The organism is Halomonas mongoliensis, from assembly GCF_052496345.1.
In genome coordinates this window covers 2,680,816-2,703,312 of record NZ_CP199288.1, presented here as the reverse complement: position 1 = coordinate 2,703,312, position 22,497 = coordinate 2,680,816, and the positions used below count along the sequence as shown (strand labels likewise).

General features: G+C 68.8%; 24 protein-coding genes and 1 pseudogene. 11 read left to right on the top strand and 14 right to left on the bottom strand.

Translation table 11 applies throughout. The features are described from left to right. The first annotated feature begins 78 nt into the window (after positions 1 to 78). Together ACRYRV_RS12695 and ACRYRV_RS12690 are read left to right on the top strand one after the other, a co-directional pair. Positions 79 to 444 (top strand): hypothetical protein, encoded by a 366-nt coding sequence (locus tag ACRYRV_RS12695; protein ID WP_444984914.1) that lies wholly within the window; start codon positions 79 to 81, stop codon positions 442 to 444. 62 nt (positions 445 to 506) lie between these two features. Further along, the gene (locus ACRYRV_RS12690; RefSeq protein WP_444984915.1) at positions 507 to 1,139 is read left to right on the top strand and encodes a c-type cytochrome; all 633 of its coding nucleotides are present in this window, start codon (positions 507 to 509) and stop codon (positions 1,137 to 1,139) included. Between the two features lie 46 nt (positions 1,140 to 1,185). Here the strand turns inward: ACRYRV_RS12690 and ACRYRV_RS12685 are convergent, their stop codons facing one another. The 3 genes from ACRYRV_RS12685 to ACRYRV_RS12675 form a co-directional block, all read right to left on the bottom strand. Then, entirely contained in the window at positions 1,186 to 2,178 is a 993-nt protein-coding gene (locus ACRYRV_RS12685) for a L,D-transpeptidase family protein (RefSeq protein WP_253444245.1), read from the bottom strand. Between the two features lie 195 nt (positions 2,179 to 2,373). Then, positions 2,374 to 3,168: a prolipoprotein diacylglyceryl transferase gene (lgt, locus tag ACRYRV_RS12680; protein WP_444984916.1), complete on the bottom strand. Its 795-nt coding sequence runs from the start codon at positions 3,166 to 3,168 to the stop codon at positions 2,374 to 2,376. Between the two features lie 69 nt (positions 3,169 to 3,237). Beyond that, on the bottom strand, positions 3,238 to 4,887 hold the full coding sequence (locus ACRYRV_RS12675) for a multicopper oxidase family protein (protein ID WP_444984917.1): 1,650 nt from the start codon (positions 4,885 to 4,887) through the stop codon (positions 3,238 to 3,240). Positions 4,888 to 5,549: 662 nt separating this feature from the next. Between ACRYRV_RS12675 and ACRYRV_RS12670 the strand changes: the two genes are divergently transcribed. The 8 genes from ACRYRV_RS12670 to ACRYRV_RS12635 all read left to right on the top strand — a co-directional run bounded on the left by ACRYRV_RS12670 (position 5,550) and on the right by ACRYRV_RS12635 (position 11,572). Then, a complete protein-coding gene (locus tag ACRYRV_RS12670; RefSeq protein ID WP_444984918.1) occupies positions 5,550 to 5,924 on the top strand; it encodes a hypothetical protein in 375 nt (124 codons plus the stop codon). A 142-nt stretch (positions 5,925 to 6,066) separates the two neighbouring features. Further along, positions 6,067 to 6,585, top strand: a complete 519-nt coding sequence (locus ACRYRV_RS12665; RefSeq protein ID WP_444984919.1) for a Spy/CpxP family protein refolding chaperone — start codon at positions 6,067 to 6,069, stop codon at positions 6,583 to 6,585. A gap of 80 nt (positions 6,586 to 6,665) precedes the next feature. Then, the gene (locus ACRYRV_RS12660; RefSeq protein WP_299315444.1) at positions 6,666 to 9,170 is read left to right on the top strand and encodes a heavy metal translocating P-type ATPase; all 2,505 of its coding nucleotides are present in this window, start codon (positions 6,666 to 6,668) and stop codon (positions 9,168 to 9,170) included. Beyond that, complete coding sequence (locus ACRYRV_RS12655; protein ID WP_119022638.1) at positions 9,167 to 9,349, top strand: hypothetical protein; 183 nt, start codon at positions 9,167 to 9,169, stop codon at positions 9,347 to 9,349. Before ACRYRV_RS12660 ends, ACRYRV_RS12655 begins: the two co-directional genes overlap by 4 nt. Positions 9,350 to 9,456: 107 nt before the next feature. Then, positions 9,457 to 9,774, top strand: coding sequence for a hypothetical protein (locus ACRYRV_RS12650; protein ID WP_253444268.1), 318 nt, complete (start codon positions 9,457 to 9,459; stop codon positions 9,772 to 9,774). Between the two features lie 87 nt (positions 9,775 to 9,861). Further along, positions 9,862 to 10,968: a YncE family protein gene (locus tag ACRYRV_RS12645; protein WP_253444271.1), complete on the top strand. Its 1,107-nt coding sequence runs from the start codon at positions 9,862 to 9,864 to the stop codon at positions 10,966 to 10,968. Positions 10,969 to 10,982: 14 nt separating this feature from the next. Continuing rightward, a complete protein-coding gene (locus ACRYRV_RS12640) occupies positions 10,983 to 11,135 on the top strand; it encodes a hypothetical protein (RefSeq protein ID WP_162899969.1) in 153 nt (50 codons plus the stop codon). Then, positions 11,132 to 11,572 carry a DUF411 domain-containing protein gene (locus ACRYRV_RS12635; protein ID WP_444984920.1) on the top strand — a complete coding sequence of 147 codons (441 nt, stop codon included), beginning with the start codon at positions 11,132 to 11,134 and terminating at the stop codon, positions 11,570 to 11,572. Before ACRYRV_RS12640 ends, ACRYRV_RS12635 begins: the two co-directional genes overlap by 4 nt. An 89-nt stretch (positions 11,573 to 11,661) precedes the next feature. Here ACRYRV_RS12635 and ACRYRV_RS12630 read toward each other — a convergent pair whose 3' ends face one another. The 5 genes and pseudogenes from ACRYRV_RS12630 to ACRYRV_RS12610 all read right to left on the bottom strand — a co-directional run. Next, a complete protein-coding gene (locus ACRYRV_RS12630; protein ID WP_444984921.1) occupies positions 11,662 to 12,102 on the bottom strand; it encodes a YtoQ family protein in 441 nt (146 codons plus the stop codon). Between the two features lie 74 nt (positions 12,103 to 12,176). Beyond that, complete coding sequence (locus ACRYRV_RS12625) at positions 12,177 to 13,034, bottom strand: MOSC domain-containing protein (RefSeq protein ID WP_444984922.1); 858 nt, start codon at positions 13,032 to 13,034, stop codon at positions 12,177 to 12,179. Positions 13,035 to 13,086: 52 nt separating this feature from the next. Next, complete coding sequence (locus tag ACRYRV_RS12620; protein WP_444984923.1) at positions 13,087 to 13,431, bottom strand: hypothetical protein; 345 nt, start codon at positions 13,429 to 13,431, stop codon at positions 13,087 to 13,089. A gap of 61 nt (positions 13,432 to 13,492) precedes the next feature. Beyond that, positions 13,493 to 14,224 (bottom strand): zinc-binding dehydrogenase, encoded by a 732-nt coding sequence (locus tag ACRYRV_RS12615; RefSeq protein ID WP_444984924.1) that lies wholly within the window; start codon positions 14,222 to 14,224, stop codon positions 13,493 to 13,495. Between the two features lie 131 nt (positions 14,225 to 14,355). Further along, a pseudogene (locus tag ACRYRV_RS12610) lies at positions 14,356 to 14,559 on the bottom strand (alcohol dehydrogenase catalytic domain-containing protein); the annotation flags it as partial. Positions 14,560 to 14,782: 223 nt separating this feature from the next. On the opposite strand from ACRYRV_RS12610, the gene ACRYRV_RS12605 reads away from it, so the two are divergent. Further along, the gene (locus tag ACRYRV_RS12605) at positions 14,783 to 15,259 is read left to right on the top strand and encodes a peroxiredoxin (RefSeq protein WP_309635479.1); all 477 of its coding nucleotides are present in this window, start codon (positions 14,783 to 14,785) and stop codon (positions 15,257 to 15,259) included. Between the two features lie 96 nt (positions 15,260 to 15,355). Here the strand turns inward: ACRYRV_RS12605 and ACRYRV_RS12600 are convergent, their stop codons facing one another. From ACRYRV_RS12600 to ACRYRV_RS12575, 6 genes are all read right to left on the bottom strand, one after another. Next, positions 15,356 to 16,129: an enoyl-CoA hydratase-related protein gene (locus ACRYRV_RS12600; RefSeq protein ID WP_444984925.1), complete on the bottom strand. Its 774-nt coding sequence runs from the start codon at positions 16,127 to 16,129 to the stop codon at positions 15,356 to 15,358. A gap of 121 nt (positions 16,130 to 16,250) precedes the next feature. Continuing rightward, positions 16,251 to 17,231 carry an acrylyl-CoA reductase (NADPH) gene (gene acuI, locus ACRYRV_RS12595; protein WP_444984927.1) on the bottom strand — a complete coding sequence of 327 codons (981 nt, stop codon included), beginning with the start codon at positions 17,229 to 17,231 and terminating at the stop codon, positions 16,251 to 16,253. Positions 17,232 to 17,345: 114 nt separating this feature from the next. Continuing rightward, positions 17,346 to 17,978 carry an acrylate utilization transcriptional regulator AcuR gene (acuR, locus tag ACRYRV_RS12590; RefSeq protein ID WP_444984928.1) on the bottom strand — a complete coding sequence of 211 codons (633 nt, stop codon included), beginning with the start codon at positions 17,976 to 17,978 and terminating at the stop codon, positions 17,346 to 17,348. 116 nt (positions 17,979 to 18,094) lie between these two features. After that, positions 18,095 to 18,943 carry a 3-hydroxybutyryl-CoA dehydrogenase gene (locus ACRYRV_RS12585; protein WP_444984929.1) on the bottom strand — a complete coding sequence of 283 codons (849 nt, stop codon included), beginning with the start codon at positions 18,941 to 18,943 and terminating at the stop codon, positions 18,095 to 18,097. 22 nt (positions 18,944 to 18,965) lie between these two features. Continuing rightward, positions 18,966 to 20,597: an acyl-CoA synthetase gene (locus ACRYRV_RS12580; protein WP_444984931.1), complete on the bottom strand. Its 1,632-nt coding sequence runs from the start codon at positions 20,595 to 20,597 to the stop codon at positions 18,966 to 18,968. Positions 20,598 to 20,700: 103 nt separating this feature from the next. Beyond that, on the bottom strand, positions 20,701 to 22,494 hold the full coding sequence (locus ACRYRV_RS12575) for an acyl-CoA dehydrogenase (protein ID WP_309635475.1): 1,794 nt from the start codon (positions 22,492 to 22,494) through the stop codon (positions 20,701 to 20,703). Positions 22,495 to 22,497 lie beyond the last annotated feature (3 nt).

Genomic DNA, 22,497 nt, shown 5'->3' with positions numbered 1-22,497 from the left:
GCCGAGGCGTCCCGACGCCTTGCCGCGGCCACCGCCCCGAGAGATGATCCCGGCATCACCCTGGCTCACGGTCTTCCCATGCGACGTCTCGCCCTGCTGCTCGGCTTCTGCCTGCTGCTTGCCTTCTCGGCAAGCGGGCAGCTGCTGGCCGGGCCGCCGGGGGCGACCGCCCAGGCCCCGCCCGACCCGTCGGCCGTCGCGACCCCGAGTCATGCGCACGCGGTCCATGCCCCCTCGGCCAGCGCACCGGCGGAACGGCTTGCCGACTGTCCGGACGAGGCTCACGGCACCGAGTGCCTGGCCGCCGGCCACTGCCTGAGCGGCACCGCCGGCCGCTTCAGCCTGGCGAACTCCCCCGCCGGGGCCACCTGCCCGCCGCCGCCCGAGCTGCGGCACCTCCCGGCTCCCTGCGACCGCCTCGAACGTCCTCCCAGAACCGCCTGATTCCGCTGCCTTGCTCGAGCCGCCATGACGGCTCATCCCTCACGGATATCAGGAGATTCTCCATGTCAGCCTTCGTCTCGCCCAAGCGCCCCCTGCGCCCCCTGCGCCACCTGCCCCTCATCCTGCTTGCCGCTTTGGCCCTCGCCGGCCCCCTTCATGCCCATGACGACAGCAAAGAGAGCCAGGCATCCGCCCCGCATCACGGCGCACACGCCCATGCGCCGGCCCCTGCCAGCGACCACGGCGACCACGCCCACGCACCGGCCCCTGCCAACGACCATGGCGACCATGCCCATGGCCACGGCGACCATGCCCATGGCGATCATGGCCGCCAGGCCCCGCAGGAGTGGCTCGATAGGGAAAGCCCCCTGGTGCCCAGCGCCGACAACCTGGCTTTCGGGCAGCAGGTCTATCAGCGCTACTGCGCCGCCTGTCATGGCGAGAGGGGACGCGGGGACGGTGTCGCCGCCGGCGTGGCCGGCTTCGTGCCAGTACCCACCGACCTCGCCCAGCATGGGGCCGGTCACGCGGCCGGGGAATACGCCTGGCTGGTGAAGGCGGGCAACCCCGAGAGCGCCATGCCACGCTTTGCCGGCAAGCTCGGAGAGGAGGAGACCTGGGCCGTGGTGCTCTACATCCGCCACGTCCTGGCCGCCGGCGAAGCGGATGACGAGGCCGGCGGCCACCGCCACTGACGAGAACGGGCGCCCGAGGGCGCCCGTTCCGTGAACCTGGCTCGCGTCAGTCGTCGCTGAGCGCCAGCTCCTCGAAGAGGCCGTTGAGCGCCGGCGCTTCCTCGGGCTCCGGCGCGGGCGGCGGCTCGAGGGCCACCACCTGCCCACTGGGCTCGTCGAGCAGACGACGCAGCTGCTCGTAGTCGAAGGCCACGCCGTTGGCGTTGCCCGCGTTGAGGCGGGAGATGGTGTCGATGAGCGCCGACATGCCGTGCTCCTGCTCCTCCAGGGGCTCGAAGACCTGCACCAGCGGCTGGCCCTCCTGCCAGCCCACCTTGATGGGCTGGTCGATGATATTCACCCGGGTGCCCACCGGCACGTTATGGAAGACCGACTCGACGTCCTCGGGGAACATACGGATACAGCCGCGGCTGGCGCGCATGCCGATACCGTCGGGATCATTGGTGCCATGAATCAGATAGCCCGGGATATCGAGCAGGATGGCGTGACGCCCCAGGGGATTATCCGGACCCGGCGGCACCACGGCCGGCGGCGGGTCGCCGCGCTCGGCGGCCTCCTCACGGATGGAGCGCGGCGGATACCAGGCCGGGTCTTCCAGCCGCATGGTGGTCTTGGTGACCCCCAGTGGGGTGTCGTACCCTTCGCGACCGATGCCGATCGGGTAGGTCTCGACCCGCGGCGTCTCGCCATTGCGCGCCTCGGGGAAATAGTAGAGACGCAGCTCGGCGATATTGATCACCACCCCGGTACGCTCCGCCTCGGGCAGGATGAACTGCCCCGGAATCTTCACCTCGGTCCCCTCGCCGGGAATCCAGATACTGACGTCCGGATTGGCACGCACGATCTCCTCGTAGCCCAGGTTATGGCGGCGCGCGATGTCGATCAGGGTGTCCTCGTGATCGTCCACGGTCACGGTGTAGGACTCGCCGATCACGTTGCCCTCCTCGGGCAGCGGGTAGTGGCCGCGAGGCCACTCGCGTTCTTCCTCGGCCTGAACGGCACCGCTCAACGCCAGCATGCCGGCAAGCAGCCCGCTCATAGCAAGGGCCGACCACGTTCGGGGCTCGCCCCGCCGGCCCGGCTGGTATCTCGATATTGCCATCTATATCACCTCGTCAAGGCATCCGCGGCTGCAAGGCCTCGGGATCATTATCGTGTCCGTAGTGTAATGGGGAGCACCCCGGTCATAAGCAGCAAGAGTGTTGAGATTTGTCACTGGAGTGCCTGATGTCTCTCATCGGTAAGCGGCTTCCACCGCCGGCTTACGCCGCGACCAGCCGATCAGCGCCGCGCCTGCCACCATCATCGGCAGGGTCAGCGCCATGCCCATGGTCACCCAGCCGAAGGCGATGAAACCGATATGCGGATCGGGCAAGCGCACGAACTCAACAGCGAAGCGGAAGACACCGTAGAGCAGCAGGAAGAGCCCGGAGATCAGCCCGGTGCGGCGCGGCTCGCGGGAGAGCCACCAGAGCACCGCGAACAGCACCACCCCCTCCAGGGCGAACTCGTAGAGCGCCGTGGGGTGGCGCGGCTCAGGCCCCATATGCGGGAAGGGCATCGCCCAGGGCAGCTCACTGACCCGGCCCGGCAGCTCGTGATTGATGAAGTTGCCGATCCGCCCCGCCCCCAGTCCAATCGGCACCAGCGGCGCGATGAAGTCGGTCAGCGACAGGAAGCCGAGCCGCTTCTTGCGCGCGAACAGCCAGGCCGCCACCAGCACCCCGATCAGGCCGCCGTGGAAGCTCATGCCCCCCTCCCAGAGTCGCAGCAGCCACAGCGGGTCGGCGAGCCACTGCTCGCTGCCGTAGAAGAGCGCATAGCCCAGGCGGCCGCCGAGCACCACGCCAACGGCGCTGTAGAAGATCAGGTCACCGATGTCGTCGTGGGTCAGGCCCAGGCGATGCGCGCGCAGACGCCCCAGCCACCAGGCAGCGACGAAGCCGACCACGTACATCAGGCCGTACCAGTGAATCGCGAACGGCCCGAGGCTGATGGCCACCGGATCGATATTGGGATATTGCAGCATCTCGTTCTCCTCTCGTGCGTCCCCGGGGTGGCAAGCCCCCCCCGGGGCGCCTCGGCAACAGGGGCGGCCTCAGCTCACGCGGATCGTCGCCATCATGCCCAGCTCCTCGTGCTCGATGATGTGGCAGTGGAACAGCCAGTCACCGGGCTCGCGGAACACCATGCGGAGTGTCAGGCGCTGGTAGGGCGCCAGGTTGACGGTGTCCTTCCAGGCCAGCCAGGGGGCTTCGCGCCACTCGCCGTCGGCATCGCGGGTGGCGATCACCTGGAAGTGGGTGCCGTGCACATGGAAGGGATGGTCCATGTGGGAGTTGTTGAAGACCTCCCACTCCTCCACCTCGCCGACCCTGCCCTCGAAGAGGATCTCGCCCATGGCGAAGGCGCGCCCGTTGATCAGGAAGTCCACCTCCGGCCGAGCATCGCCGCCCTGGCCGGCTCCGTGGGCCGCATGGCCGGCGCCCGGGCCATGGGTACCATAGTGGCTTTCGCTGCCGCCGCCGTGCGCGGCATGGGGGTCAGCATGTCCTGCCCCATGGCCGGCATGGGGGTCACCGTGGCCCCCGCCGTGGCCCGCGCCGTGGTCGTCATGGCCCGGCATCACCTCGGTGAGCTCCACCTGGCGACGCACGTCCGGCTCGCCCAGGGGCTCGACTCGCCCCAGCCGCTCCGGCAGCGCCACCGGAGGCTGCACGCCGGCATTCAGGGTATGGAGCGTCAGCAGCGGCGCGATCCGATCCAGGTGGGAGGGCCGTTCGCCCATCCAGCCCCGCTCGTAGGGATGGCTGGCCAGCTGGAACCGCCCCTCGGCCTGCTCGCTCACCCGCACCAGCAGGTCGGCGCGCTCGCCCGGGGTGAGCAGCAGCTCGTCGAGGGGCTGCGGGCGCTCGATCAGCCCGCCGTCGGTACCGATCAGGGTGAGTTCATGCTCGTCCAGGCGCAGGCGCAGGTAGCGCCCGGCACAGGCATTGATCAGGCGCAGGCGAAGGGTGGTGCCCGGCGCCACGTCCAGGCGCGGCTCGCGCTGGCCGTTGACCAGCAGCAACTCGCCTTCGCGGCCGTTCATCCAGTCCTCGGCGGTATGCGGCGCCACCTCACCGTTCGCCATCAGGCGCAGGTCGCTGACCACCAGCAGGTGCTCCTCCACCTCGAGGGGCAGCAGATCCTGGGGCGGGCGCACCAGCAGCGCCCCGGCCAGGCCGTGGGCCACCTGCCTGGCGGTGCCCTCATGGGGATGCGGATGGAACCAGTGCAGGCCGGCGCTGCCGGCGGGGAAGGTGTAGCGGTACTGGCGCGACTCACCCGGCGCCACGGCGTCCCAGGGGGCGCCATCCTGGGCCTTTGGCACCGGCACGCCGTGCCAGTGCAGGGTAGTCTCCTGCGCCAGCTCGTTGGACAGGATGATGTCCAGCTCATCCCCCTCGCGCACCTCGATCAGCGGCGCCACCTTGCCGTTGTAGAGCCACAGCCGGGCCTCGAGCTCGTCGCCGAGGGGCACCGCATGGAGGGCCGGCGTCAGCGCGCTGCGAAAGCGGCCGGCCGTCTCGCTCAGGTTGGCAATAGGCGGCAGGGGCCGAAGCGGCGCTCCGCGCTCAGGGAGCGGCGCCAGGCCACTGGCCGAGGTGTGGGGATGCTTGCGAGCGGCGGCGAAGGCCATGTAACCGACCGATGAGAGCGCCAGTCCGCCCAGGGCCGAGTAGCGCAGGAAGTCGCGACGTTGCATTGAATTGTCCTCGAGTCATGAACACTCTCACTGCGGGTCGATCACCCGCAGTACCTTCAGGGGAAGCAGAGGTTCAGCGACGAGGAGGGCGTTCGAGGGAAGCAGGAGAACCTACGGGGCTACCGTGATCGAGCTCGTCCAGCGACACGGGCAGCCCGATGAGGGCCTCGGGCACCGAAGCCATGGCCGCCGCGCATTGAGCGCAGGGCAGGCAGCAGGGAGAGGCCAACGAAGAGTCTGCTTCATCCGCGTCGGCAACGCCTACCTGATACCAGGAGGAGGCCTGTTCGGGCCCGACCAGGCCATCGAGGCAGGCGGCATTCCCGTGGTGGCCAATCGCCGCCACTGGCGAAGAGATGGCCATCAGCAGGGCCATGGTCAGGCAGAGCCACCAGGAGCAGAAGGAGCGGTGCATGGGGTAACAGAACGACCATTGCAGCAGTGATGGAAGAAGTATTCCACGACCTCCGGGATGCCAGCAACCCAAGCCCTGCACACAGGTTGACTGTCCGTGATTTCATGACATGCATCAATGGACAGCCGATGCCACTGGACTAGGGTAAGGACTACACCCGACCACTCGCGAGCCCCACGCCATGTGTCTTCCCGCACCCGGCAACAGTGCACGATCAGGCCCATGTGGCCTGCCGCTGTGGCTGGGCATGGCACTCATGCTGGTTCTGCTGATGATCGTGTCTGCATCCCAGGCGCATGCCCAACCCTGGGCGCTCCCCGGCCCAGCCGATCACCAGACCCAGGCCGACCGGGCGCTCGCCGTCGACGCCACGCCGTCCGAACGCCATCACGCGGCGCCGACCGAGCACCCCCACTGCCATCATGAACATGCCTGGCGCCCCACCGCGGGCGTACTGCCCCGCAGCGAGGCGCCGGATGCCACTCCCGACTCACCGGCATTGATCGCCTCCCTCGCGGGGCCGTCCGTGCACCAGACCGCGGCGCTTGGCCGCGCCCTCCCCGGGCTCACCTCTCGGCCCGCGGTACCGCTCTACCTGCTGACCCAGCGCTTCCGCTCCTGAGCGACCTCCCCTTCCCCCGTCGAGTGATGCCTCGACGGGCCACCCCTGCCTGGGCGCCAGCGCCTCAGGCCCGCAGATCCCCGTATCACGGAGCCCATGGCTCCCCTCAGCAGTGGGCGATTCCGCCCACAGGAGAACCGAGATGAACGTTCGCAAGCAGACCACCGCCCTTGGCATGACCCTCGCCCTCGCCCTCGCCGGCACGGGCGTCGCAACGGCACAGGGCATGGGCCCCGGCATGATGGGCGGCGGCGGCCAGGGCGGCATGGGCCCCGGCATGATGGGAGGCATGATGGGCGGCGGCATGATGCCCTGCCCGATGATGGGCGAGGGCATGGGCATGATGTCGATGCTCGACGCCGATCAGCGCAGCCAGATGCGCGAACTGATGCAGGAGCACCGCCCGGCCCAGTTCGAGCGCAAGGGGCGCCTGATGAACCTGCGCGACGACCTGATGGCCGAGATGCACGGCGAACGTCCGGACCCTGAGCAGGTGCAAGAACTCCACGGCCGCATGGCCGAGTTGCACGGCGAGATGATGGCCGAGATGGTGCGCATGCGTAACGCCATGCACGACCTCATGACCGATGAGCAGCGCGAGCAGCTCCGCCAGGCGGCGCCCGCCGACGTGGATCCCGAGGACCACGATGCCCATCACTGATCGGCGGAGTCACTGAGTACGCAACATCAAGGACGGCCAACCCTGGCCGTCCACTAGGCGACAGCTGCAGGAGGCACGTGATGAGTGACACCAGGTCCAGAACGATCACCCTGACGGTACCCGGCATGGGCAGCGATCACTGCGCCGGCATCGTGCGCAAGACCCTCGAGCGCCTCGATGGCGTGAGCGAGATCCAGACCAATATCGCCAACCATCATGTCAGCGTGACGGTCGAGGAAGGCGGACCCGACGGCAACACCCTGAAGGGAGCCGTCGAGGGTGCCGGCTATGACGTGGCCGCCGTCAGCGGTGGTGGCCAGCAGCAGATTCGCCTGACGGTGCCCGGCATGGGCTCGGACCACTGCGCCGGCATCGTGCGCAAGACGCTCGAACGCCTCGATGGCGTGGGCGAGATACAGACCAATATCGCCAGCCACCGCGTCAGTGTGACCATCGAGGCCGGTGGCCCCGATGGTGAGGCGCTGAAGCGCGCCGTCGAGGGGGCCGGCTATGACGTGGCCGCCGTGCAGACCGAGGAGCAGGAGGCGGGCGACGGCGACGCCGAGATCGAGGAGGCCTACCTCGCCCAGGCGCGCAAGCGCCTGATCATCGCCGGCATACCCGCCACCCTGATCATGCTGTTGATGATGCCGCACATGTTCTGGCAGCCGATCCCGGGCTACCTGGCCATCGTCGCCCTGCTGGCCTTCCCGGTGATCTTTCTCTACGGCGGCGCCGCCACGCACCGCTCGAGCTGGCGCTCGCTGAAGAACGGCACCTTCAACATGGACGTGCTGATCTCCATGGGCAGCCTGCCGCCCTACCTGATCGGCCTGGTCGGCTTCATTACCCCCATGACCTCGTTCATCGAGATGGGCGCCACCATCATGACCTTCCACCTGCTGGGGCGTTACCTGGAGGCCCTGGCCAAGGGGCGCGCCTCCCAGGCCATTCGCCGCCTGCTGACCCTGGGCGCCAAGACGGCCCGGGTGGAGCGCAACGGTGAGGAGGTCGAGGTGCCGGTCAAGGAGCTGGCGCCCGGCGACATCATGATCGTGCGCCCCGGCGACAAGGTCCCCACCGACGGCGAGGTGGTCGAGGGCGAGAGCCACCTCGACGAGTCCATCGCCACCGGCGAATCGATCCCGGTCTACAAGAGCCCCGGCGACAGCGTGATCGGCGCCACCATCAACAAGGAGGGGCGCCTGCGGGTCAAGGCGACCCGGGTCGGCGGCGACACCTTCCTCGCCCAGGTGGTGCGCCTGATCGACCAGGCCCAGGGCTCCCGGGTGCCGATCCAGGAGTTCGCCGACCGCATGACCGGCCGCTTCGTGCCGGCGGTGATCCTGATCGCCCTGGCCAGCCTGGTGGTGTGGCTGCTCATTCCGGACGCCCTGCGCCCGATCCTCGACTGGGGCGCGACCTTCCTGCCCTGGGTCAACCCCGAGGCCGCCACCCCGGTGCTGGCGATCCTGGCCGCCGTGGCGGTGCTGGTCATCGCCTGCCCCTGCGCGCTGGGCCTGGCAACGCCCACGGCGCTGATGGTGGGCTCCGGCATCGGTGCCGAGCGCGGCATCCTGATCCGCTCCGGCGAGGCGATCCAGACCTTCAAGGACGTCAAGGTGATGGTGCTGGACAAGACCGGCACCATCACCCGCGGCGAACCGACGCTGACCGAGGTGGTGGCCGCCGAGGGCGTCGAGGAGTCGCGCCTGCTGACCCTGGCGGCGAGCGTGGAGAACGCCTCGGAGCACCCCATCGCCCGGGCCATTGTCGACGGTGCCAAGGAACGCGATGTGACGCCCGGCGAGGTCAGCGAGTTCCGCTCCACCGGTGCCCGCGGCGTCGCGGGCCGGGTGGGCGACGCGAGCGTGCTGATCGGCAATCGCCGGCTGCTCGAGGAGGAAGGCGTGGCCGGCCTCGAGGCCCTGGATGACGCCATGGGCAAGCTCGAAGCGAAGGGGCGCACCGTGGTGATCGTGGCCGCCGACGGCCAGGCCCTGGGCCTGGTGGCCGTGGCCGATACCCTCAAGGAGGAGTCGGTCGAGGCCATCCGCGGCATGCATGCGCTGGGCCTGCACGTGGTGATGATCACCGGCGACAACGAGCGTGCCGCCCGGGCCGTGGCCGAGGAGGTCGGCATCGATGAGGTCCAGGCCGGGGTGCTGCCGGAGGGCAAGGTCGACGCCATTCGCGCCCTGCAGGCGAAGCACGGCAACCACGTGGCCATGGTGGGGGACGGCATCAACGACGCCGCGGCGCTGAAGCAGGCCAACGTGGGCATCGCCATCGGCGCCGGGGCGGACGTGGCCATCGAGGCCGCCGACGTGACCCTGGTGCGCGGCGAGCTGACCGGGGTGGTGGAGGCCATGCACCTCTCGCGCGCCACCTTCGGCAAGATCGTTCAAAACCTGATCTGGGCCAGTGCCTACAACGTGGCCGCCATTCCCATCGCCGCCGTGGGCCTGCTGCACCCGATGATCGGCGTGATCGCCATGACCGCCAGCTCGCTCTCGGTGATCGGCAACTCGCTGCTGCTCAAGCGGGGCTTCACCCGCGCCAACCCGCAAGGAGAGAAGACATGAACCGCCTGCACCACGCAATGATGACCGCCTGCCTGGTGCTGATGGGGGTGGCCATGCTGATCGTGCTGTGGCGCGGCAACCCCTTCGGCACCGGCACCTGGCTGCTGCTGCTGCCGATGGGGCTCTGTCTCGGCCTGCACCTGTTCATGCACCGCCACAGCCACCGAAACGATGAATGACCCGCGTCCTCGTTCCCGCTTCGCGATTCGCCCGGGAAGTTGCCTTGGATCAATGCAGCTCGAGCCACCAAGAGGCAAGCTGAAGGCCTGACTCAAGGGAGTTCCTCATGCACCGGCTCATTCGGACATCAGCAACACAGCGCACAGGAGGCCGCCTGCTGGCCCTCCTGCTCGCGCTGCTGTTGGCGGTGACCGCGCTGTCGAGCCATGGCGCCATGGAGAGCCACCAGGCCGATTGCGGCCTCGTCGCGCAGGTACAGCTGCTCGACGCTGATACCCCGGACGAGCACCGCTGCGCCAGCTGCGCCGCGCTGCCGCCCTCCATCGACCTGGCCACGGCTGCCCCTCACTTCCCGGCCCTCGCCCCGGCGCTGGCCGTGATCACCCACCGCCCCCTGCCCCCGCGGCGCCCTCCCAGAGCCTGATCGAACGAAGACGGCCCGGCCGTCGGACCGCGACACCGTTCGCTGCGACACCGCTCGCATTATGGTTACGTTCCTCAGGAGTACATCATGTCTATCCGTTTTTCATCGGCCGCAACGGCGCGCCAGGCATTCCTGCCTTCCTCATTGACGCTCACCGGCAACCACCGGCTCCTCGGCTGGCTCATGGCCGCCGGGCTAGCCCTCTCCACTATGCCGACACTCGCCGACGCGGTACCGGCGGGCACGGTGGTTACCGCCAACGAGCGTGGTGCCTCTCTCACCCACATCAACCTATCGAGCGGCGGGACCAGCACCCACGCCATGGCCATCGCGCCCCACAACGTTCAGATCAGCGATTCCGGCCGCTACCTGATGGCCGTGGGGGAGCCGGCAGCCGACGACCACGGCCATGGCCATGACGGCGGCCATGCCCACGGTGATGCCCCCGGCAAGCTCAAGCTCTACCCCTCCCATGACCCGAGCGGCGCTCCCCTGGCCAGCATCGACGTGGGCAGCCACCCGGCCCATGTGGTCAGTGACCGGGAAGGCCGATTCGCCTTCGTCACCAATGCGGGGGACAACAGCGTCTCGGTCGTGGACCTGGAGGCAAAGGAGAGCGTGGCGACCATCGCCACCGGTGAGTATCCCCACGGACTGCGTCTGAGTCCCGATGGCCAGGAGCTCTATGTGGCCAACGTCCTGGATGGCAGCGTATCAATCATCGATGTCGAAGCGCGGGAAGAGGTCGCTCGCCTGCCGGTCGGCCAGGCTCCCGTGCAAGTGGGCTTCACCCCGGATGGCACCCGGGTCTTCGTCTCATTACGGGACGAGAACCGCGTGGCCGTCATCGACACCAACCGCCGCGAGGTCGTCGAGCGCATCGAGGTGGGCCGGCTGCCGATCCAGGTACACGCCACCCCGGATGGACGCTACATGCTGGTGGCCAATGAGGGCACTGAGGACGAGCCCGACAACCGGGTCTCGGTCATCGCTCTCGACAGCCTGGCGGTGGTGGCCACCCATGAGGTGGGTGCCGGTGCCCACGGTGTTAGCGTCGATGATTCCGGGCGCTTCGCCTTCGTGACCAGCCTCTATGACGACAGCCTGTCGGTCATCGACCTGGAGGCCGGGACCGTGATCAGCCGCTATGACACCGGCCAGGGTCCCAACGGCGTGACCTGGGTAAACCACTGAGAGGAGCCAAGACCATGATGACGCAATGTGCCGCCCTGATGGGCCCCCTGGGCTGGATCATGCCCGTCGCCATGATGCTGCTGCTCGGTCTCGGCATCGCTTCGCTCACCAAGTATCTGTTCACGCCCCGCCCCACATCCCGTGACCTTCCGGAGGCTCGCTCATGAACCGCTTCGGCTCTACTCTGATGCTCTCTGCTGCCCTACTGCTCGGCGCCGGCACCGCCCAGGCTGCCCTGCCCGACAAGGCGACCCTGTTCAAGAATCCGGAATGCGGCTGCTGCGACGAGTACGCCCGCCAGCTCGAGGCCCGCGGGGTCGAGGTGAAGCTCGTCGACGATATCGAGGTCGGCAAGATCAAGCAGCGCGTCGGCTTGCCCTATGGCCTCGGGTCCTGCCACACCATTCAGATGGGGGGTTACGCCATCGAGGGTCACGTGCCCTTCGAGGCGGTGGAGAAACTCTTCGAGGAACGCCCGGACACCCGCGGCATCGGCCTGGCCGGCATGCCCATCGGCACCCCCGGCATGCCCGGCCCCAGGCAGGGTGACTGGGACGTCTACCAGTTCCGCGACGGCGAGGCCTCGCCCTTCATGACCCTCTGACCCGGGGACACACCCGCGACATGACGCCGCCCCGGGCCTTGGCCCGGGGCGGCGTTGTCTTCGTGCGCTTCGCGGAGGAGCGCCTGCGATCAGGCCTTGAGCACGTAGCGCAGGATCTCCACCACCTGGTCGGTGGTGGTGCACCAGGCCTGGGCCTCGGCGTCCACCTCCTTGAGGGGGTGGACGATCTCGGCGTCGTGCAGGGTCACGTAGGGCTTGCCAAGCGCAGCACAGTAGCCGGCGTCGAAGGCGGCGTTCCACTGCTTGTACTTGTCGCCGAAGCGCACCACCACCAGGTCGCTCTGCTCGATCAGGGTGCGGGTGCGGATGGCGTTGACCTTGGAAGACTGGTGGTCGCGCCAGAACTGACTGGAGGTTTCGCCGAGGTGGTCACCGGCGGCGTCGCTGGCGGCATGGTCGGTCACCGGAGCGGTGAACACCACGTCGAGGCCCGCGGCCTCGGCGCCGCGCTGGATCTCGTCGCGCCAGTCAGTGTGGATCTCGCCGGAAAGATAAACATAAAAGCTCATGGCAGGGCTCCTTGGCCGTTCGGGAATGATCCGGCATGGTACCCCAGCAGAATTTTTATGAAAAACCCTTCCAGTTACTTCCCTGATGCCGCCGGCGTAGACGTCAGAGACTCGCCGACCGCCAGGCACCCACCTTCCCCCGCCAGCAGGATGGCGTTCTGCCCGAAGTAGCCACCGGGGGCGAAGCGCCGGTTCATCTCCACCAGGGTGCGCAGCGGCTCGCCGGGCACGACGATCTCGCCACTCTGCTGGTCCACGGTGGTGACCTTGCAGCGCTGGCAGGGCTTGCGCAGCCCCAGCCGCCAGCGGCCGTCGGCAGCGGCCAGCTCGCGCCAGCCATCCTCGGCAAAGGGCTCGCTGCCCGCGATCACGAGGTTGGGGCGAAAGCGGCTCATGGGAACGGGCGCCAGCCCCTTGGCGGCCAGGCGCCGATTCAGCGCGTCCAGCGACGCCATGGTGGTCACCAGCACGGGATAGCCGTCGGCGAAGGCGGTGTGGGCCGCTTCCCCCGGGGCGAGGAAGTGCGGCTCGACCCGGCGCCGATGGTCCGGGGCCATGCGCACCAGGCGCAGGCGGCTGCCGCGCAGGCCGCCCAGCACGGCGCCAAGCCAGGCGGCCGCCTCGGCTCCCTCGTCCAGGGCGTCGCAACGATCCTCCCAGACCCAGGCGGAGAGCCGCGGCTGACCCTCCGCGGCCAGGGGCACCCGAAGCGGCTCGCTCCCGGGATGGGACAGCACCAGGGCATCATCGGCAAGGGCCACCCGGATGCGCGCCATGGCGGGCAGCTGGCGCTGGCTCACGAAGCGGCCGACGTCGTCGACTACCATCCAGCGGCGGTCCCAGGCCAGCCCCTTTGGCGTCAGCGGCGCCGAGGCCAGGGCAATACCGCCCAGGGACTTGACCGGATAGATCGTCAGTTCGGTGATCTGCATGGAGCGCCTCCCGCAGCAAGGGGCCTGGCAGCTCGGCCCGGCCGCCGCGGCGTCAGAGCCGGCGAGTCTCGATCACATAGCCGATGATGGGATAGCCCGCCTTGCGCGCGGCCTTCTCGGCCTCCAGCTGCGCCTCGACCTTGGAGATACTGGACGAGACATGCTCGAAGACGGTGTCCATCTCGAGCTTACGGGTGCGCACCGCCAGCTTGACCAGATGACCGGTTCTGGGCGAGCCGGCGGGCTTGCTGCGGGGCGGCTTCTTGGCCGCCTGCTCTTCCCTGGGCCACTCGGGGGGTGTCGTCGCGGCCTTGCGCCGGGTTTCCTGAGCGTTGTCCATGAAGGCATTGATCTCGCGGCGCATCTGCCGCTCGAACTCACTGAGTTCCGTATCCATCGTGTCTCCGTCCACCTCAATCATGGCGCGATTGTAGCAGAACTCGCGCCAGGACAAGGACTCAGGAGACTTCCAGGGCAATCTTCAGCACGCCGTCGCGCTGGTGGGAGAAGAGATCGTAGGCATCGACGATCTTCTCCAGCGGGTAGCGGTGGGTGACCATGGGGCCGAGGTCCAGGCGGCCGCTGTCGATGATCTGCATCAGCCGGCGCATGCGCTCCTTGCCGCCGGGGCAGAGCGAGGTGACGATGCGGTGGTCGCCGAGACCGGCGCAGAAGGCATCCAGGGGAATGGTCAGGCTCTCGGAGTAGACCCCCAGGCTCGACAGGGTGCCGCCGGGCTTGATCACCCGCAGCGCCTGCTCGAAGGTCTGCTGCAGTCCCAGCGCCTCGATGGAGGCGTCCACGCCGCGCCCGCCGGTCAGCTTGAGGATCTCCTCGACCACGTCCACCTGGCGGAAGTTGAGGGTCACGTCGGCGCCCATCTTCCTGGCCATCTCCAGGCGCTCGTCGACGCCGTCCACGGCGATGATCAGCCCCGCGCCGCGCAGCCGGGCCCCGGCGGTGGCGCATAACCCGATGGGGCCCTGGGCGAACACCGCCACGCTGTCGCCGATCCTGATATTGGCCGACTCGGCGCCGGCGAAGCCGGTGGACATGATGTCGGGGCACATCAGCACCTGGTCGTCGGTAAGGCCGTCGGGCACCGGCGAGAGGTTGGCCTGGGCGTCGGGCACCCGCAGGTACTCGGCCTGGGCGCCGTCGATGGTGTTACCGAAGCGCCAGCCGCCCATGGGCTTGTAGCCGTGGGCGTGGTGGCCGCCGTCCTGGGCGCTGCAGCCGTCCTGGCAGGCGTAGGAGGTGAGCTCGGGCAGATGGCGCCGGCGATCACCCGCTGCCCCTCCCGGTAGCCCTGGACGTTGGCGCCGAGCTTCTCGATCACCCCCACCGGCTCATGGCCCACGATCAAGCCCTTCTCCACCGGGTACTCGCCCTTGAGGATATGCACGTCGGTACCGCAGATGGTGGTGGTGGTCACCCGGATCAGGGCGTCGTTGGGGCCTATATCGGGGATCGGGCGGTCGTCGATCTCGATGCGACCGGGCTCGACGAAAACGGCGGCTTTCATCATGGCGGGCATGGGGAGGGCTCCAGGTTCCGGAAAGAGTGCCCTAAAGCTATAGCAGCTGTCGGCAAGGCCCGCTCTTGATTCTGATCAAGAAGACGCCCGGCAACGGTAGCACTGCGTTTACGGCGGCTGGGCTTGCGGGTTTGGCGAAACCGCCGGGAGGGGGCAGACTGAGCGACGCCCCTGCCAGCCGCCGCAGGACGGCCCTCCCAAGGAGATTCCCATGACGATTGCCATCGGTGAGCGCTTCCCAGACGTGACCCTCAAGACTCCGGGCCCTGACGGCCCCGAAGAGCTGCGCACCGGCGCGTTCCTGGCCGGCCGCAGGGTGGTGCTGTTCGCCCTGCCCGGCGCCTTTACTCCGGGCTGCTCCAACACCCATATGCCGAGCTTCGTGGTCAATGCCGACAAGCTGCTCGCCAGGGGCATTGATGCCATCGCCTGCCTCGCGGTCAACGACGCCTTCGTGATGGGCGCCTGGCAGAAGGACCAGAATGCCCAGGCCATGACCATGCTGGCCGACGGCAACGCCGAGCTGACCCGGGCCCTGGGCATGGAGAACGACCGCAGCGCCAGCGGCATGGGGCTGCGCAGCAAGCGCTTCGCCATGATTCTCGATGATGGCGTGGTGACCTGGCTCGGCATCGACGAGCAGGGCGTCGACCAGAGCAGCGCCGAGAGCGTGCTGGCCAGGCTGTGACGGCCCAGGCATCGGCAGGGCCTCCCTGGCGCGCATAACGTCGCGGCCGTGGCATCGCTGCCACGGCCACACGTCAGGCGGTAAACGCAGGCAGAATCAGAAGTTCGGCTTGCGCTTCTCGACGAAGGCGCTCATGCCCTCGGTCTGCTCGTCCCCGGCGAAGCAGAAGGCGAACAGGGCGTTCTCCAGGGCCAGGGCGCTGTCGAGGTCCTGGTCCATGCCGTCGTGGATCGCCTGCTTGGCGGCACGCACCGACCCCGGGCCGTTGCCGCCCAGCTGCTTGGCGAGCTCGGCCACGTAGCCCTCGAGCTCGGCCTGGGGCATCACGCGATTGACCAGGCCGATGCGCAGGGCCTCGGCGGCGTCGATCTTGCGGCCGGTGGTGCACAGATCGATGGCCATGGCCGGACCCACCCGGCGCGGCAGGCGCTGGGTGCCGCCGAAGCCGGGAATCACCCCCAGCAGCACCTCGGGCTGGCCGAAGATGGCGTTGTCGCTGGCCACCGCCCAGTCGCAGGCCAGGGCCAGCTCGCAGCCGCCGCCCAGGCAGAAGCCGTTGACCAGCGCCACGGTGGGCACCGGCAGGGTCTCCAGCCGCTTGAAGGTATCCAAGGCCTGGCGGGCGAAGTCCCGGGCCTGCTCGGGGGTCTTGTCGCGCATCTCGGCGATATCGGCGCCGGCCACGAAGGACTTCTCGCCGGCGCCGGTGATCACCACCGCGCGCAGGTCGTCGCGGGCCTCCAGCTCGGCCAGCACGCGCTCGAGCTCGGCCAGCACGGCGCTGTTCAGGGCATTGAGCGCCTTGGGGCGGTTGATGGTCAGTCGGACGATGCCGGCGTTGTCGACGACGTCGATCAGGGACTCGCTCATGGATGGGGCTCCTCGGGTTGTTGTTCGATCATGGAAATCGAGACGCTACCGCCCAACCCTAGCGAACGCTTGGTTGGGCGGCAATCCCCTCTTTTGTCTGGCTTGGCCTGTCGGGGCTGGCTCACGCCATGCTGACGACGACCCGGCCGCGCACGCGGCCGGCGAGCAGTTCCTCGGCCGTGTCAACGGCCTCCTCGAGGCCGATGGTGCGGGTGATGGCCTCCAGCTGGGCGGGCTCGAGCAGTTCACCCAGGCGGCGCCACGCCTCGAGGCGATCGGCCCGGGGCCGCATGACGCTATCGATCCCCGCCAGGGTCACGCCGCGCAGGATGAAAGGGGCCACCGTGGCCGGCAGCTCCATCCCCTGGGCGAGGCCACAGGCGGCGACGCAGCCGCCGTAGCGGGTACCTGCCAGCACGTTGGCGAGGGTGTGGCTGCCCACCGAGTCGATGGCGCCGGCCCAGCGCTCCCTGGCCAGCGGCTTGCCCGGCTCCGAGAGCTCACCGCGATCCAGGATCTCATCGGCCCCGAGCCCCTTGAGGTAGGCCTCCTCCTCCGGGCGTCCGGTAGCGGCGATGACCCGATAGCCCAGCTTCGAGAGCAGCGCGATCGAGTAGCTGCCCACGCCGCCGCTGGCGCCGGTCACCAGCACATCGCCGTGCTCGGGCAGCACGCCGCTGTTCTCCAGCGCCATGACGGCAAGCATCGCCGTATAGCCGGCGGTGCCGATGGCCATGGCCTGGCTGGCGGTGAAGGCCGCGGGAAGCGGGATCAGCCAGTCGCCCTTGAGGCGCGCCTTCTCGGCCAGTCCGCCCCAGTGCCCTTCGCCCACGCCCCAGCCGTTGAGGAGCACGCTGTCGCCGGGCTTGAACGCCTCCGAGCTCGAGGCCTCCACCGTTCCCGCCAGGTCGATCCCCGGCACCATGGGAAACTGCCTGACCACCGGCCCCTTGCCGGTGATGGCCAGGGCGTCCTTGTAGTTGAGGGTACTGCACTCGACCCTCACGGTGACGTCGCCTGCCGGCAGCTGCGACTCCTCCAGGGACTGAACGGAGACGCGCTGGGCGTCGTCCTGCTTCTCGATCAAGATCGCCTTGAACATCGTACCTCTCCTTGTCGGATGAATAGCCTTGTCGGATGAATCGTTTTTATAGACCGGTCGTCTATTAAATAACGAGGGAAGGGTGAGTCGCGAAGGAAAAAGCGCGTGACGCGACTACCTCGGCAGCCCTTCCAGATAGCACCGCAGGAAGACCTCCATGGGGCGCACGCTGCGCTCGAGGCGGGCGCGCATGACGGCGCCTTCCCAACCGATCCAGAAGGCCTCGGCAAGCCGATCTCCATCGGCGCTGGCAGCGAGCTCCCCCGCTCCCTTGGCCTCCTCGAGGCAGCGCGCGAGCCGTCGCTGCCAGTCCGCCAGGGTGTCCCGCAGCCACTGCCGGTAGGCCGCTGGCAGGCTGCCGACCTCCTGGCCCAGGTTGCCCACCAGGCAGCCCCGCCGGAAGTCGTGGCGCACCATGCCGCCCTTGGCGTCGTCGACGAAGGCCTCGACCCGCGCCAGCGGCGACAGCGCGAAGTTGAGCAGATGGCGGTCGAGCTTGTGGGCGAAATAGGCCCCGTAGTGGGCCATGACGGCCTGGCCGAAGGCCTCCTTGCTGTCGAAGTAGTAATAGAAGGAGCCCTTGGGAACGCCGACGCGCTTGAGGATGCCGTCGATCCCGGAGGCGGCAAATCCCTGCTCGGTCAGCACCTCAGTGCCGCTGCGAATCAGGGCGGCGCGGGTGTCATGGTCGGCACGGGGCGCCTTGGGGGGGCGGCCACGGCGCCGCTTCAGAGTGGACGTCGTCATGCCGGCCAATATAGACCAGTCGTCTATAAAATTCCAGAAGGAGAAGTGACACGACAGGCACTCCCTGCCCTGGCCCCGCCATCCCGCGGGACAGCAGGGCCAGGGCGCGGCTGGGCCTAGGCGTAGACGTGGAAACCGCGGCCGCTCTTGCGGCCCAGGTAGCCGGCGGCCACCATGCGCTTGAGCAGCGGGCAAGGGCGATACTTCGGGTCGCCGAAGCCCTCCTGCAGCACCTCCATGATGGAGAGGCAGACGTCCAGGCCGATCAGGTCGGCCAGGGCCAGCGGGCCCATGGGATGGGCGGCGCCAAGCTTCATGGACTCGTCGATGTCCTCGGCGCTGGCCACCCCCTCCTGGAGCAGGAAGGCCGCCTCGTTGATCATCGGCACCAGCAGGCGGTTGACCGCAAAGCCCGGGGAGTCGGCGATGGCCACCGCGGTCTTGCCGAGCGACTGGGTCAGCGCCTCGATGCGCGCCACGGTGGCGTCACTGGTCTGCTCGGCGCGGATCACCTCGACCAGCTTGAGCACCGGCACCGGATTGAAGAAGTGCATGCCCACCACCCGCTCCGGGCGCTCGCACACCGCGGCGAGCCGGGTCAGCGACAGCGACGAGGTGTTGGAGGCCAGGATGGCCTCGTGGGTCAGGCGGCTGAGGTCCCGGAACAGCTTCTCCTTCAGCGCCGGCTGCTCCGGGGCGGCCTCGATGATCACCTCGCAGTCGCGCAGGGCCTCCAGGTCGGTGGTGGTGTCCAGCCGCGCCATGGCGGCCTGCTGGTCGGCGGCGGCGAGCTTCTCCCTGGCCACCAGCTTGCCCAGGCCCTTGTCGATGGCGCCCCGGGCGCGCTCCAGCTGCGCCTCGGCCACGTCATAGAGGATGACCGGGAAGCCGCTCTGTACCAGCACCTGGGCGATCCCCTGCCCCATGGTGCCGGCGCCCACCACGCCCATCGCTTGCTCACTCATCTGCACTCTCCTGGTCTTGTCATCACTGCTTGCGCGCTTCGTCGCGCAGCACGAACTTCTGGATCTTGCCGGTGGAGGTCTTGGGCAGCTCGGTAAAGATCACCGTCTTCGGCGCCTTGAAGTGGGCCAGGTGCGACCGGCAGTGATCGATGATGTCCTGCTCGGTCACCTCGCCGTAGCCGATCTTCAGCTTGACGAAGGCACAGGGGGTCTCGCCCCACTTCTCGTCGGGCTTGGCCACCACCGCGGCCTCCTCCACCGCCGGATGCGAATAGATGCAGTCCTCCACCTCGATGGTGGAGATATTCTCGCCGCCGGAGATGATGATGTCCTTGGAGCGGTCCTTGATCTCGATGTAGCCATCCGGGTGCCACACGGCCAGATCGCCGGTATGGTACCAGCCTCCCTCCAGGGCCTGCTCGGTGGCCGCCGCGTTCTTCAGGTAGCCCTTCATCACGTTGTTACCGCGCATCAGGATCTCCCCGATGGTGGCACCATCCTTGGGCACCGGCTCCAGGGTGTTGGGGTCGGCCACGCAGAGCGCCTCCAGCATGTGGTAGCGCACCCCCTGACGAGACTTGAGCCTGGCCCGCTCCTCGGCGGGCAGCTCGTTCCACGCCTCGCGCCAGGCGCAGGAGGTGACCGGGCCATAGACCTCGGTGAGGCCGTAGACGTGGGTCACGTCGATACCCATGCGCTCCACGCCGGCGATCACCGAGGCGGGCGGCGCGGCGCCGGCGGTGGTGACCTTGACCTCGTGACTGAAGTCGCGCTTCTGGTCATCGGGCAGGTTGACCAGGCCGTTGAGCACGATGGGCGCCCCGCTAAAGTGGGTCACCCCCTCGTCGGCGATCAGGTCCATGATGCGCTTGGGCTCCACCTTGCGCAGGCAGACGCTGGTCCCGGCGGCAGCGGCGATGGTCCAGGGGAAGCACCAGCCGTTGCAGTGGAACATCGGCAGGGTCCAGAGATAGACCGGGTGGTGGGGCATCGCCCAGACCAGGATATTGCTGGTGGCGTTCAGGTAGGCGCCGCGATGGTGGTAGACCACCCCCTTGGGCTTGCCGGTGGTGCCGGAGGTGTAGTTGAGCGAGATCGCCTGCCACTCGTCCTCGGGCAGCCGGTAGGGGTAGGCCGGGTCGCCCTCCGCGAGCAGCGCCTCGTACTCCAGGGCGCCGATGGCCCGCCCCTGGGGCATGAACTCGGGGTCCGCCACGTCGATGATCAGCGGCTTGTCGTCGAGCGTCGCCACCGCCTCCTCGATGACATCGGCAAACTCGGGGTCGACCAGGATCGCCTTCGCCTCGCCGTGGGCCAGCATGTAGGCGATGGCCTCGGCGTCCAGGCGGATGTTCAGGGTGTTGAGCACGCAGCCCGCCAGGGGCACGCCGAAGTGAGCCTCGAACATAGCCGGCACGTTGGGCAGCATGGCGGCCACCGTCTCGCCGGGCTTGATCCCGCGCTTCTCGATGGCCGAGGCGAGCCGCCGACAGCGCTCCCAGGTGGTGCCCCAGTCCCGGCGCAGTTCGCCGTAGACCACCGCCGGATAGTCCGGATAGACCGAGGCGGTGCGCTCGATGAAGGTCAGCGGCGAGAGCGCCACGTGGTTGGCCGGCGTCTGCGGCAGACCCTGTTCGAAGATGCTCTGACTCATGGGTGGCTCCGTAGCATGTCTTGTGCGCTGTTGAAGGCGTCGTGATCAACGCTGTCATGAACGGCCGCCGCCGGCGCGGGGCCGGCGGCGACAAGGTAGCGGGCTACTGGGCGGCGGCGTCGAAGGCCACCAGGCTCGCCATGCCGGCCTCGATGACCGCGCGCTGAGCGCGGCCCACCGGCAGCCACTGGCGAATGGCGTAGTCGGCGCTCTGCCGCTTGGCCTGATAGAAGGGGTCATCGCGGCCCTCGGCGATGGCCGCACTGGCCTTGAGCGTCGCCTGCCCCATCTGCCAGGCGCACAGCACGTGGCCGGCGAGGTTCAGGAAGGGGGTGGCGTAGGCCTGGACGGCATCGGCGCCGCTCTCTGGATCGGCCCCGGCCTCCAGCACCGCGGCCATGGCGGCGCGCAGGTCGGCGGCCCCACCGGCCAGGCTCTCGCCCAGGGCGGCGTGCTCGCCGCTCGCCTCGAGGGCCGCGGCGGTGGCCTCCACCTGGTCGATCAGGCCTCCGAGGGCCGCACCGCCGTCGCGCTGCAGCTTGCGCCCGGCGAGGTCCAGGGCCTGGATGCCGTTGGTGCCCTCGTAGATGGGGGCGATGCGGGCGTCGCGCAGCAGCTGGGCGGCGCCGGTCTCCTCGATGAAGCCCATCCCGCCGTGGACCTGCACGCCCAGGGAGGCGATCTCCACGGCCTGGTCGGTGGAGAAGCTCTTGACCACCGGGATCAGCACGTCGACCCGGGCCTGGGCGGCGGCGCGCTCGGCGTCATCCGCGGCGTGGCGGGCCAGGTCGAGCTGGGCGGCGCAGTAGAGAGCCAGGGCGCGCAGCGCATCGGTGCGGGCGCGCATGGAGAGCAGCATACGGCGCACGTCGAGGTGGTCGCTGATGGTGCAGTCGCTGCGACCGGAGCGCGGGCTGCGGCCCTGGGTGCGGTCCAGGGCGTAGGCCACGGCGTGCTGGCAGGCGCGCTCGGCCACGCCGATGCCCTGGATCCCCACCTTGTGACGGGCCTCGTTCATCATGGTGAACATGTGGTTGAGGCCGCGGCCCTCCTCGCCCACCAGGTAGCCGATGGCGCCGTCGTTCTCGCCGAAGCTCAGGGTGCAGGTGGGGGAGCCGTGGATGCCCAGCTTGTGCTCGATGGAGGCGCAGGTGACGTCGTTGCGCGCGCCGAGCGAGCCGTCCTCGTTGACCAGGAACTTGGGCACCAGGAAGAGCGAGATCCCCTTGTTGCCCTCGGGGGCATCGGGCTTGCGCGCCAGCACCAGGTGGATGATGTTCTCGGCGGCGTCGTGCTCGCCCCAGGTGATGTAGATCTTCTGGCCGAAGAGGCGGTAGCTGCCGTCCTCCTGGGGCACGGCCCGGGTGCGCACCTTGGAGAGGTCCGAGCCGGCCTGGGGCTCGGTGAGGTTCATGGTGCCGGTCCAGGTGCCCTCGACCAGCTTCGGCAGGTAGCGCGCCTGCTGCTCCTCGCTGCCGTGATGGGCCAGGGCCTCGATGGCGCCGGCGGTGAGCATGGGGCAGAGCCCCAGCGCCATGTTGGCGCCGTGGAGCATCTCCTGGACCGAGCTTGCCACCACCTCGGGAAGCCCCTGGCCACCCAGGGCCTCGGGCACGCCGATGCCGTTCCAGCCGCCCTCGGCGTAGGCCTGGTAGGCCTCGGCGAAGCCGTCGGGCACGCTCACGCCGCCGTCGTCGCGGCGGGTGCAGCCCTGGCGGTCGCCGCTGGCGTTGAGCGGCGCCCACACCTCACCGGCCAGCCTGGCGGCCTCTTCCAGCACCGCCTCCACCAGGTCGGGGCTGGCCTCCTCGAAGCCGGGCAGGGCAAGGGAGCCATGCTCGAGGAGCTCTTCCAGGACGAAGCGAAGGTCGCGAACGGGGGCAGCAAAGGAGATCATCGA

Bases quoted from the DNA above. Each gene is read 5' to 3' on its own strand.
- ACRYRV_RS12645 (WP_253444271.1), top strand. From the start codon at position 9,862: ATGTCTATCCGTTTTTCATCGGCCGCAACGGCGCGCCAGGCATTCCTG.
- ACRYRV_RS12620 (WP_444984923.1), bottom strand. From the start codon at position 13,431: ATGGATACGGAACTCAGTGAGTTCGAGCGGCAGATGCGCCGCGAGATC.
- lgt (WP_444984916.1), bottom strand. From the start codon at position 3,168: ATGCTGCAATATCCCAATATCGATCCGGTGGCCATCAGCCTCGGGCCG.
- ACRYRV_RS12665 (WP_444984919.1), top strand. From the start codon at position 6,067: ATGAACGTTCGCAAGCAGACCACCGCCCTTGGCATGACCCTCGCCCTC.
- ACRYRV_RS12650 (WP_253444268.1), top strand. From the start codon at position 9,457: ATGCACCGGCTCATTCGGACATCAGCAACACAGCGCACAGGAGGCCGC.
- ACRYRV_RS12685 (WP_253444245.1), bottom strand. From the start codon at position 2,178: ATGAGCGGGCTGCTTGCCGGCATGCTGGCGTTGAGCGGTGCCGTTCAG.
- ACRYRV_RS12600 (WP_444984925.1), bottom strand. From the start codon at position 16,129: ATGAGCGAGTCCCTGATCGACGTCGTCGACAACGCCGGCATCGTCCGA.
- ACRYRV_RS12660 (WP_299315444.1), top strand. From the start codon at position 6,666: ATGAGTGACACCAGGTCCAGAACGATCACCCTGACGGTACCCGGCATG.
- ACRYRV_RS12670 (WP_444984918.1), top strand. From the start codon at position 5,550: ATGGCACTCATGCTGGTTCTGCTGATGATCGTGTCTGCATCCCAGGCG.
- ACRYRV_RS12625 (WP_444984922.1), bottom strand. From the start codon at position 13,034: ATGCAGATCACCGAACTGACGATCTATCCGGTCAAGTCCCTGGGCGGT.
- acuR (WP_444984928.1), bottom strand. From the start codon at position 17,978: ATGACGACGTCCACTCTGAAGCGGCGCCGTGGCCGCCCCCCCAAGGCG.
- ACRYRV_RS12630 (WP_444984921.1), bottom strand. From the start codon at position 12,102: ATGAGCTTTTATGTTTATCTTTCCGGCGAGATCCACACTGACTGGCGC.
- ACRYRV_RS12635 (WP_444984920.1), top strand. From the start codon at position 11,132: ATGAACCGCTTCGGCTCTACTCTGATGCTCTCTGCTGCCCTACTGCTC.
- ACRYRV_RS12585 (WP_444984929.1), bottom strand. From the start codon at position 18,943: ATGAGTGAGCAAGCGATGGGCGTGGTGGGCGCCGGCACCATGGGGCAG.
- ACRYRV_RS12675 (WP_444984917.1), bottom strand. From the start codon at position 4,887: ATGCAACGTCGCGACTTCCTGCGCTACTCGGCCCTGGGCGGACTGGCG.
- ACRYRV_RS12580 (WP_444984931.1), bottom strand. From the start codon at position 20,597: ATGAGTCAGAGCATCTTCGAACAGGGTCTGCCGCAGACGCCGGCCAAC.
- acuI (WP_444984927.1), bottom strand. From the start codon at position 17,231: ATGTTCAAGGCGATCTTGATCGAGAAGCAGGACGACGCCCAGCGCGTC.
- ACRYRV_RS12575 (WP_309635475.1), bottom strand. From the start codon at position 22,494: ATGATCTCCTTTGCTGCCCCCGTTCGCGACCTTCGCTTCGTCCTGGAA.
- ACRYRV_RS12605 (WP_309635479.1), top strand. From the start codon at position 14,783: ATGACGATTGCCATCGGTGAGCGCTTCCCAGACGTGACCCTCAAGACT.
- ACRYRV_RS12695 (WP_444984914.1), top strand. From the start codon at position 79: ATGCGACGTCTCGCCCTGCTGCTCGGCTTCTGCCTGCTGCTTGCCTTC.
- ACRYRV_RS12690 (WP_444984915.1), top strand. From the start codon at position 507: ATGTCAGCCTTCGTCTCGCCCAAGCGCCCCCTGCGCCCCCTGCGCCAC.
- ACRYRV_RS12615 (WP_444984924.1), bottom strand. From the start codon at position 14,224: ATGGGCGGCTGGCGCTTCGGTAACACCATCGACGGCGCCCAGGCCGAG.
- ACRYRV_RS12640 (WP_162899969.1), top strand. From the start codon at position 10,983: ATGATGACGCAATGTGCCGCCCTGATGGGCCCCCTGGGCTGGATCATG.
- ACRYRV_RS12655 (WP_119022638.1), top strand. From the start codon at position 9,167: ATGAACCGCCTGCACCACGCAATGATGACCGCCTGCCTGGTGCTGATG.